This is a genomic window from Saccharopolyspora terrae, assembly GCF_004348435.1.
Taxonomy (GTDB): Bacteria; Actinomycetota; Actinomycetes; order Mycobacteriales; family Pseudonocardiaceae; genus Saccharopolyspora; species Saccharopolyspora endophytica.
In genome coordinates this window covers 1-8,834 of the sequence record NZ_SMKS01000115.1, presented here as the reverse complement: position 1 = coordinate 8,834, position 8,834 = coordinate 1, and the positions used below count along the sequence as shown (strand labels likewise).

The 8,834-nt window shown below is 70.9% G+C and carries 9 protein-coding genes; 6 read left to right on the top strand and 3 right to left on the bottom strand.

What is annotated here, in order from left to right:
- From E1181_RS30445 to E1181_RS30425, 5 genes are all read left to right on the top strand, one after another.
- The coding region (locus tag E1181_RS30445) for a polysaccharide deacetylase family protein (protein WP_235877167.1) at nt 1–899 on the top strand (899 nt) is incomplete at its 5' end.
- Between the two features lie 216 nt (nt 900–1,115).
- Nucleotides 1,116–3,293: a sensor histidine kinase gene (locus tag E1181_RS30440; protein WP_132679858.1), complete on the top strand. Its 2,178-nt coding sequence runs from the start codon at nt 1,116–1,118 to the stop codon at nt 3,291–3,293.
- Nucleotides 3,290–3,670: a roadblock/LC7 domain-containing protein gene (locus tag E1181_RS30435; RefSeq protein WP_165944796.1), complete on the top strand. Its 381-nt coding sequence runs from the start codon at nt 3,290–3,292 to the stop codon at nt 3,668–3,670. The genes E1181_RS30440 and E1181_RS30435 overlap by 4 nt, the downstream gene beginning before the upstream one ends.
- Nucleotides 3,671–3,675: 5 nt before the next feature.
- Nucleotides 3,676–4,026: a DUF742 domain-containing protein gene (locus tag E1181_RS30430; protein ID WP_132679856.1), complete on the top strand. Its 351-nt coding sequence runs from the start codon at nt 3,676–3,678 to the stop codon at nt 4,024–4,026.
- Entirely contained in the window at nt 4,010–4,606 is a 597-nt protein-coding gene (locus E1181_RS30425) for a GTP-binding protein (protein WP_132679855.1), read from the top strand. The genes E1181_RS30430 and E1181_RS30425 overlap by 17 nt, the downstream gene beginning before the upstream one ends.
- A gap of 52 nt (nt 4,607–4,658) precedes the next feature.
- On the opposite strand, the gene E1181_RS30420 is transcribed toward E1181_RS30425, so the two are convergent.
- Complete coding sequence (locus tag E1181_RS30420) at nt 4,659–5,252, bottom strand: GNAT family N-acetyltransferase (RefSeq protein ID WP_235877166.1); 594 nt, start codon at nt 5,250–5,252, stop codon at nt 4,659–4,661.
- On the bottom strand, nt 5,252–7,276 hold the full coding sequence (locus E1181_RS30415) for a primosomal protein N' (protein ID WP_132679854.1): 2,025 nt from the start codon (nt 7,274–7,276) through the stop codon (nt 5,252–5,254). Before E1181_RS30415 ends, E1181_RS30420 begins: the two co-directional genes overlap by 1 nt.
- Before the next feature lie 117 nt (nt 7,277–7,393).
- On the opposite strand from E1181_RS30415, the gene E1181_RS30410 reads away from it, so the two are divergent.
- Nucleotides 7,394–7,849, top strand: coding sequence for a tRNA (cytidine(34)-2'-O)-methyltransferase (locus tag E1181_RS30410; protein ID WP_132679853.1), 456 nt, complete (start codon nt 7,394–7,396; stop codon nt 7,847–7,849).
- On the opposite strand, the gene E1181_RS30405 is transcribed toward E1181_RS30410, so the two are convergent.
- The gene (locus E1181_RS30405; protein ID WP_132679852.1) at nt 7,836–8,543 is read right to left on the bottom strand and encodes a YwaF family protein; all 708 of its coding nucleotides are present in this window, start codon (nt 8,541–8,543) and stop codon (nt 7,836–7,838) included. The genes E1181_RS30410 and E1181_RS30405 overlap by 14 nt on opposite strands.
- Nucleotides 8,544–8,834 lie beyond the last annotated feature (291 nt).

The window sequence follows — 8,834 nt, the reverse complement described above, 5'->3', positions numbered from 1 at the left end:
CTCCCCCGCCGCCACCGGACCCCGCATCGGTCGGGGCCAACGAGCTCGGGGACGTCCCGGTGCTGATGTACCACCGCATCACACCCGCTCCGAGCAGCGTGTACGACCGCACTCCCGCCGATTTCCGGGCGGAGCTGGAACGGCTCGCCCGCGAGGGTTACGTTCCGGTGACGGCCACCGAGTACGCCACCGGGAAGATCGACATCCCGGCGGGCAAGCACCCCGTGGTGCTGACCTTCGACGACGGTTCGGCCACTCAGTTCACTGTGGACCCGGCGGGGAACCCGTCGCCGGAATCGGCCGTCGGCATCCTGCTCTCGGTGGCTCAGACCAACCCGGGTTTCCGCCCAGTGGCAACGATGTACGTGTTCAATCCGCCGTTCGAGGAGCCCACCGGTCGGCGTAGCCTCACCTGGTTGCACGACAACGGTTTCGAGATCGGCAACCACACGATGAACCACCCCAACCTCGGCCGGGTCTCCTCGGCGGAGGCGCAGCAGGAGATCGCCGGGATGCAACGCGTCATCACCGACGCCGTCCCGGGCCTGCGGGTGGACTCGATCGCGCTGCCGCTGGGCATGCACCCCGACGACGAGCGGCTGGCCTCCGACGGCTCTGCCGACGGGGTCACCTACCACCACACGAGCGTGATGCTGGTGGGCTCGAACCCGGCCCCGTCGCCGTTCACCACCGACTTCGACCCGGCCAACGTCCCGCGCATCCGCTCGCAGGGCCCGGCAGGCGAGGACGCCGGTTACGGCTCGACGGCCTGGCTCGACAAGCTCGCCGCCGACCCGGCGTCGCGCTACACCTCCGACGGAGATCCGGCGAAGACCTCGGCACCCCACTCGGCGAGCGCCCAGCCGGCGCCGGGCGCACCGAACGTCCAGCGCTACTGACACCGCTTCGCGCAGCTGCGACGACGATCCGCAGCTGCGCGGAGTGGTTGCTCGGTTTGTGGTTCCGCATGCTGATCGTGACCACTGCGTAGCCTGCGTTGGTATGAACGTGTCACATGCGTTGACACGACTGCCAATCCACGCCACGCAGGGTTGATCAGCTGCTAGCGTCCGTGCACTCATCATCGCCGCTGAAACCGGAGGGGGTTTCCGCTGGTGACGTCACAGGACGCCGAGACTCATCACCGGACCATCAAGAGGCGTCTTTCGCGCGCGCTCACACTGCCGATCGTGCTGCTGTCGGTCGTGCTGCTGCCCTCGACGGTGCCGCAGGGGGTCGAATCCTTCGTCGTCTGGAGGATCGGTGTCGCCGCCAAGGAAGCCGGTACGTCCGCGATGCGCGGTTTCGAGGCGCTCCAGCGCGAACGCGACCTGTCGGTGCGGACCGAGATCCCGCCCGCGGAGCTGGCCGCCGCGCGTGCCGCGACCGACCGCAACGTCGACGAGCTCAACGCCACGCTGGACTCCCTGACGGGATACGCGCCGGAGCCGATCGCGGCGAAGACCGCGCAGTTCCAGCGCCGCCTGGCCGAACTGCCGCAGCGCCGCCTGCTCGCGCAGGGCAGCGAGCTCAACCGCCGCGCGACGGTCGACTACTTCAACTCCGTGATCGACTCGGGCATCGACCTGTTCGACACCCAGTCCCGCCTCGCCCACGACATCCAGGTCACCCAGGACGGCATCACCGCCACCGAGCTGCTGCGCGCCTCCGACCTGATGCAGCGCGCGGCCATGATCGGCGGGGCCGCGGTGGACTCGGGCCGTTTCGACGCCGGTGAGCACCTGGCGTTCGCCGAGCGGGTGTTCACCTATCGCAGCCAGATCCGGGCCGAGAGCGCCCATTCCGCGCCGCAGGTGCAGGAGCGCTACCGCGAGCTGACGCGATCGGGGGCCTGGGAGCGGCTCACCGCGGTGGAGGACCAGCTGGTCGCGGCCGGTGCGGATGCGGTGCACCCGATGTCGCCGCAGCAGCAGCGGGCCTGGCACACCGACGTCAGCACCGTGGGCCGCGAGCTCAACGCGATGTCGATGGCCCAGTCCGACCACGCGATCACGCTGGGCATGACGCAGAGCTACGCGAAGTTCGTCTGGACGATCCTGGTGGTGCTGGTCGCGGTCGCGGTGACCGCGGGCTGCTGGTGGTACTCGTGGCGCAACATCGGGGTCACCGAGCAGGTCCTGGCGCGGCTGGCCCGACTGCGGGACGCGGTGCTGCACCGCACCAACGACCTGCTGCCGCCGATCCTGGAGCGCGCCCGGGAGGGCAAGCGCGTCGACGTGGACGGCGAACTGGGCAAGCTGGACTTCGGTCGCGACGAGATCGGCCAGGTCGCCGACGCGATGGAGGTCTCGCAGCGCGCCACCATCGACGCCACGATCAACGAGGCCGGGACGCACGCGGCGTTCCGCAGCGCCATCGCCGCGATCGCCAGCGGGCAGCAGACGCTCATCCAGCAGGCGATCGTGCTCATCGACGCCGCCGAGCACGACGAGCAGGACCCGGCCAAGCTGCGGCGCTTGCTGCAGGTCGACAGCACGGTCACGCGGCTGCGGCGCAAGATCGAGAACCTGCGGGTGCTCTCCGGTGACCGTCCCGGTCGCCGCTGGCGCGACCCGGTGCCGCTGGGAAAACTCGTGCAGTCGGCGATCGGTGAGACCGAGCACTACACGCGGATCAACGTCCGCGCGGTGCCCGCGGTCGCGGTCAAGGGTCCGGCGGTCACCGACACGATCCGCGTGCTGGCGGAGCTGATGGACAACGCCACCCGCTTCTCGCCGCCGAACTCCCCTGTGGTGGTGCGGGTGGAGCGCACCGACGACGGCCGCGTGCTGGTGGAGATCGAGGACCGCGGTCTGGGCATGAAGGAACCCGACCGCGAGCGCATCAACCGAACCCTCGCCGCGCCACCGGATTTCACCGCGACGTCGGTGCAGGACGACGTGCGGCTCGGTCTCGTGGTGGTGAGCCGGCTCGCGCAGCGGCGGGGCATCGCCGTCAGCCTGCACCCCGGTGACGGTTCGGGCACGCGCGCCTTGGTGGCGCTGCCCGGCGACATCATCGCCGAGCACGTGTCCGCGAAGCGCGAGCGCAGCGCCGAGACGACGATCAGGATGCGCCGCCGGCCCCACAGCACCTCGACGGTGTCCGAACCGGACTCGCCGGGCGGCCTGCCGCAGCGCAAGCGCGGCACCACGCTCGCGCGGCTCAAGGGCAGACCGGGCGAATCCTCCACGGAGGAACCGGTTTCCGAGGACGAAGACCAGTCGTCCGGGGCGGTAGCGTTCATGAACCAGATCCGACGAGCCCGCGCCGAGCAGGAGGGACGCTCGTGAAGAGCGACAACCTGAGCTGGTTGCTCGAAGATTTCCGCCGGCAGGCTCCCGACGTCCGGGGTCTCCTCTTGTTCTCGACCGACGGCCTGCCCACCTCGTTCTCCGGCATGCCCGAGGACGAGGCCGATGCGCTGGCCGCGCTGGGAGCTTCGATCAACAGCATGGTGGCCAGCGCGAGCGCGCACACCGGTTCCGGTGGTGTGCGCAGCACTCTGATCGAGAGCGACGAGGCGTTCCTGATGCTCAGCCAGGCCGCGGAGCGCACCGGCCTGCTGGTCGTCGTCCCGGCGAGCGCGGACCTCGAACTGGCGGCCACGGTCGTCGAGCAACTGGTCTCGCGGGTGAGTTCGCACCTGGCCACCCCGGCGCGGCGGTGACCGGCATGGCCGAGTGGAACGACGACGAACCCGGACCGCTGGTGCGGCCCTACGTGCACACCGGCGGTCGCACCGATGTCACCAGCGACGAGCTGGACGTGTCGGCTCTGCTGCACGCGATTCCCGAGACCACCGTCGACGACGTGTCGCTGAGCGCCACGACGGTGCGGGAGTTGTGCTCGAAACCGGTTTCGCTGGCGGAGATCGCCGCGGAGCTGGAAAGCCCGATCTCGGTGGCGCGCGTGCTGGTCGGCGATCTCGTCGACCGCGGCCTGCTGCGGGTGACCGCGCCGCGCACCGATCGGCCCGACGTTTCGTTCATAGAGAGGCTTCGCAACGATGTCCGGAACCTTTGACCCGAACACGACCTCGGCGAAGATCGTGATCGCCGGGGCTTTCGGGGTCGGCAAGACCACGATGATCACCAAGCTCACCGATCGGGAACCGCTGCGGACCGAGGAGATCCTCACCGAGGCGGGCGCCGAGATCGACGACCTGGCGGGCTTGCAGGACAAGAAGACGACGACGGTCGCCCTGGACTTCGGCCGCCTGGACCTGCCCAGCGGCCCGAAGCTCTACCTGTTCGGAACCCCGGGCCAGGACCGCTTCTGGCCGATGTGGGAAAGCATCGCGCTCGGCGCGCTGGGCGCGATCGTCATCGTCGACACCGAGCGGCTCAACCAGTGCTTCGCGATCCTGGACTTCTTCGAGGACCGGGGAATCCCGTTCGTGGTCGCGGTCAACGAGTTCGACGGCGCCCCGCGCCACCAACCGGACCAGATCGCCGCGGCCCTCGACCTCGACCCGGAGATCCCGGTCCTGACCTTCGACGCCCGGAGCAAGCAGGACACCAAGGAAGTCCTGGTCACGGTCCTGGACCGAGCCATCGAATTCCGCACGACCCACTCGAACCCCGCCCGAGCAACAGGTCTCTGAACCCGGCAACGGGCAGTTCTGGTCCGAACCGACCAGACGAAAAGGACACAGGTCACGGGCGGTTCGAACCAGAACCGCCCGCGGCGTCGTCGAGCCACTGCTGGTGGGTGATGGCGTATTCGACGTCGCCGTGTTCGGCGCCGGGTATGGGGCCTTCGGGCCATTCGGTGAAGAACGTGCGGACGTAGCGGAGCCCGGCCTTCTCCATGACGCGGCGGGATCCGGTGTTGACCGTCATCGTCTGGGCCCAGACCCGGCGCAGGCCGAGCTCGGTGAAGCCCTCGTGGACCAGCGCTCGCGCGCCCTCGGTGGCCAGACCGCTTCCCCAGGTGGAGCGGAGCATCCGGTAGCCGAGCTCGAAGTCGTCGGAATCCTCGGGTGTCCGCGGGTGGAACTTGAACACGCCCAGGAACTCACCGCTCTCGCGGCCCACGGCGGCCCAGACGCCGTGGCCGTCGAAGCGGTCGTAGCGCTCCCGGTACATCGGCAGGACCTTCAGCCGCACCTCGTCGAAGGTGGTCGGCAGCCCGCCGTTGAGGTAGCGCATGACCTCGGGGTCGTTGTTCATGCGGAACAAGCCGTCGGCGTCGGCTTCGGTGAGCTCCCGCAGCACCATCCGCGCGGTCTCCAGGAAGATCCGGGCCACTACAGCATCTCCAGCGGGTCGAGCCGGACCTGCAGCTCGGTGGCCTTCCGGGCCGCGCGAACGGCTTGTGCGGCGTGCAGGGAGCTCGCGAGGGCTCGGCCGTCGGCGCGGTCGACGCGGACGATGAGGCGTTCGCGTTCGGAGTTGCCGTCCTCGTCGACTTCTCCGATCGGCACCGGTCCGAGGACTTCGGCGCTGGCGGGCAGGTCCGCCGAGTCCAGCAGCGCTTCGATGGCGTCGGGCGTGCCGTCGACGGCGGCGACGCGGCGAGCTGGCGGGAAGCCGAGCTCGGCGCGTTCGGCGAGCTCCTGCGCCGCGTACCAGGCGGGGTCCCAGCGGACGAGGGCCTGCACGGGTTGCAGCGACGACTCGGCCATCACCACGACCCGTCCCCCGTCACCACCGGGCCGGACGAGGGCGGCGGCGGCGAACCACAGTCGCAGCGCGGCTTCGGAGGAGCGCAGCTCCGGCCGGCCGAGCAGGGTGCGCCCGTCGAGCAGCAGCGCGGCGCCGTAGCCGCCTTCGGCGACGGGTTCGGCTCCGGGCGTGCAGACGATCAGCGCCGGTTTCGCGGGGACGTCGGCGAGGATGTCGCCCGCGCCGGAGGTGCGCACCGGGAACCCGGGGAACGCGCGGCCGAGCTCCTCGGCGGTGCGACCGGCGCCGACCGCGGTCGCGCGCAACCGGCGGGAACCGCACTGGGGGCACTTGAACGCGGCCTCGGCGGCTCCGCACCAGCTGCAGGCGGCCGGTTTGGGCATGCCGTCCTCGGTCCCACCGGGCAGCGCCAGAGGGCCCGCGCAGCGCCGGCAGCGGGCGCGTTCACGACAGTCTCCGCAGGCCAGAGCCGGGACGTACCCGCGTCGGGGTACTTGAACGAGCACCGGGGCGCCGTGGGAGAGCGCGGCGCGGGCGGCCTCGAACCCCACCGAGGGCAATCGGGCGGCGCGGGCCGCCGGGTCGCGAGCCAGCTGCGTGTCGTCCTCGCCGATCGAGGTGACGCGCGGTGCGGCTGCGCGGACTTCGTCGCGGTGGGCGACGAGTTCGTGCGCCCATCCGGATTCGACCAGCAGCGCCGCCTCGGCGGTGCGGGCGAAACCGCCGACGATCAGCGCGGAGCCGGCGGTGTGGGCGCGCTGGGTGAGCACGTCGCGGGTGTGCGGGTAAGGCACCTGCGGGTAGCTGTGCAGGTCGTCGCCGTCGTCCCAGACCACGGCCAGCCCGAGGTCGCGGACCGGCGCGAACATGGCGGCCCGGGTTCCGATGACGACCCGGGCCGAGCCGCGCAGCGCGGCGAGCCAGTGCTTGTAGCGCTCGGCCGGGCCGCTCTCGGCGGTCAGGGTCACCACGTCGTCGCCGAGCAGTGCCGCGCAGGCGGAGTGCAGGCGGGCGAGGTCGCGGTGGTCGGGGACGACGATCAGCGCGCCGCGCCCTGCCGAGGCGGTCGTGGCGGCGGCTTCGGCGAGCCGGGCGGGCCAGTCCTCCCCCGGCAGCGCCTGCCACACCGCGCGGGCGGGCCGTCCGGAGTGCAGGGCGTCCAAGAAGGACTGACCGTGCTGATACCGCTGCCACGCCGCCGCTTCCGGGCGTTCCGGTGCGGGAACCGGTTCGCGGGGCGCGGATTTCTCGGCGGCGGCGCTGCGCGGCGGGATCGCGAGCCGCACGACGTCGGCGAGCATGCCGCCGTAGCGGTTGGCGACGGCCCGCGCTTGGGCGAGCATGTCGGGCGTGAGCACCGGCTCGGGCGAGGACACCCGCTCCAGCCAGGCGAGGTTGCCCTTGAAGTCGGTGGTCTCGTTGCGCTCCAGCAGGTAGCCGTCGACCAGCTTGCCGCGGAACCGCACCCGGACCCGGCAGCCCGGCTGCGCGTCGGCGTCGAGCCGGTCGGGGACGCGGTAGTCGAAGGGCCGGTCCAGGTGGGCCGGGAGCGGGACGTCGACCAGCACGCGCGCGACCGGGTTGCTCGCCGCCGCCGTGCGCTCGGTCTCCTCCCCCTTCCGCTTCCGCGGCTGTCCACCTGCCATGTCTCTTCTCTACCAGACGACCCCGTCCCGGCCAGGGCCCGGCAGCCCGGTCCCGGCGAGTCGTGAGCGCCCGACCCGTGATGGGCGGTGCCGCGGGGTGTGTGAAAGCATTTTCGAGTGTTCCACGTCGTCTTCTACCACCCCGAGATTCCCGGGAACGCCGGGAACGCGATCCGGATGGCCGCCGGTTCCGGCGCCGCGCTGCACCTGATCGAGCCGCTGGGGTTCTCCGTGGAGGACGCGAAGCTGCGCCGCGCCGGGCTGGACTACCACGACCGCGCCGCGCTGCACGTCCACCCGAGCCTGGAGGCCTGCTGGGAGGAGCTGCGCCCGGAACGCGTCATCGCGTTCACGGCCCGCACCGACACCTCCTACGTCGACGTGGACTACCGGCCCGGCGACGTCCTGCTGTTCGGCCCGGAGTCCACCGGGCTGCCGGACGACCTCATGGATGCGGCTTCGCTGCGGGTGCGCATCCCGATGCTGCCGGGGATCCGCTCGATGAACCTCGCCAACTCCGCCGCCGTCGCCGTCTACGAGGCATGGCGGCAGCACGACTTCAAGGCGCCGTGACCGGTTCGCGGCTGCGCGTCCAGGGCCAGGTGAGCAGCGCCCAGGCGGCCATGCCGACGACGACCTCCACCGCGAGGTAGGTCGGCCAGCCACCCATCAGGTCGAGCAGCGACGGGTTCTCCGGCTTGCTGCTGACGAAGCCGTAGTTGGTTCCGGCCGCCTCGTTGAACACCAGCATCGCCGAGCCCCACGCGGCGGTGACCCCGACCGAGACCCAGTACCCGCGCCACGTGGGCCGGAGCCCGACCGCCCAGGTCAGGAAGGCCGCTGCCCAGATCACCAGCAGGTGCTGGCCCCAGAACTCGATGAAGTTGACGTGCGGGAAGTCGGGTGAGTCGAGGGCCGGGGTGATGATCGCCTGCGGCGTCAGCGTCAGGCCCCAGAAGTAGAGCAGCGCGTGCGGCGTCGCCTGCCGCGTCCACAACGCCCAGGCGGCCACCATCCACGCGAGGTCGCACAGGTGCAGCGGCAGCGACTCGGCGACGTCCCACTCCCCCGGCATCAACCGGAACCCCAGCAGCGGAACGTTGAACCCCAGCACGACCACCGCGAACGCCCGGCACCACCGCTCCAGGGCCTGCTCGTGCACTCCCCTCCCGAGCACGACGAGGATCACCGACCCGGCCACGATGAGCACCATCAGCACCCAATGCGACAGGCCGTAAGCCTCGAACCGATCCCCAACCGGCCCCACACCCCCAGCCTCACCTGAGCGAGTGAGCGAGTCAAATCCCGCACGACACCCCACGCCGGGCCTTGATGAGTTGCCGGGAAGGCCCGGGTTTCGGGATTTCAGTGGAAATCAGGTGTCGGATTTCAGTGGAAGTCCTGCCCCGGATTTCCACTGAAATCTCGGGCCCGGGTGACCACCGCACGTCTGGACGGGCCGCGACAGACCGCGGGTGGACGCGAGATGAGAAACGCCCCACGGGTTTTGGGTCCGTGGGGCGCTTGGGGCTGGGGAGGCGCCTGTGGGGTGTGGGAC

What these genes read in the sequence shown, in the direction of transcription:
- E1181_RS30425 (WP_132679855.1), top strand. Translation starts at nt 4,010, where the DNA reads ATGTCCGGAACCTTTGACCCGAACACGACCTCGGCGAAGATCGTGATC.
- E1181_RS30430 (WP_132679856.1), top strand. Translation starts at nt 3,676, where the DNA reads ATGGCCGAGTGGAACGACGACGAACCCGGACCGCTGGTGCGGCCCTAC.
- E1181_RS30415 (WP_132679854.1), bottom strand. Translation starts at nt 7,276, where the DNA reads ATGGCAGGTGGACAGCCGCGGAAGCGGAAGGGGGAGGAGACCGAGCGC.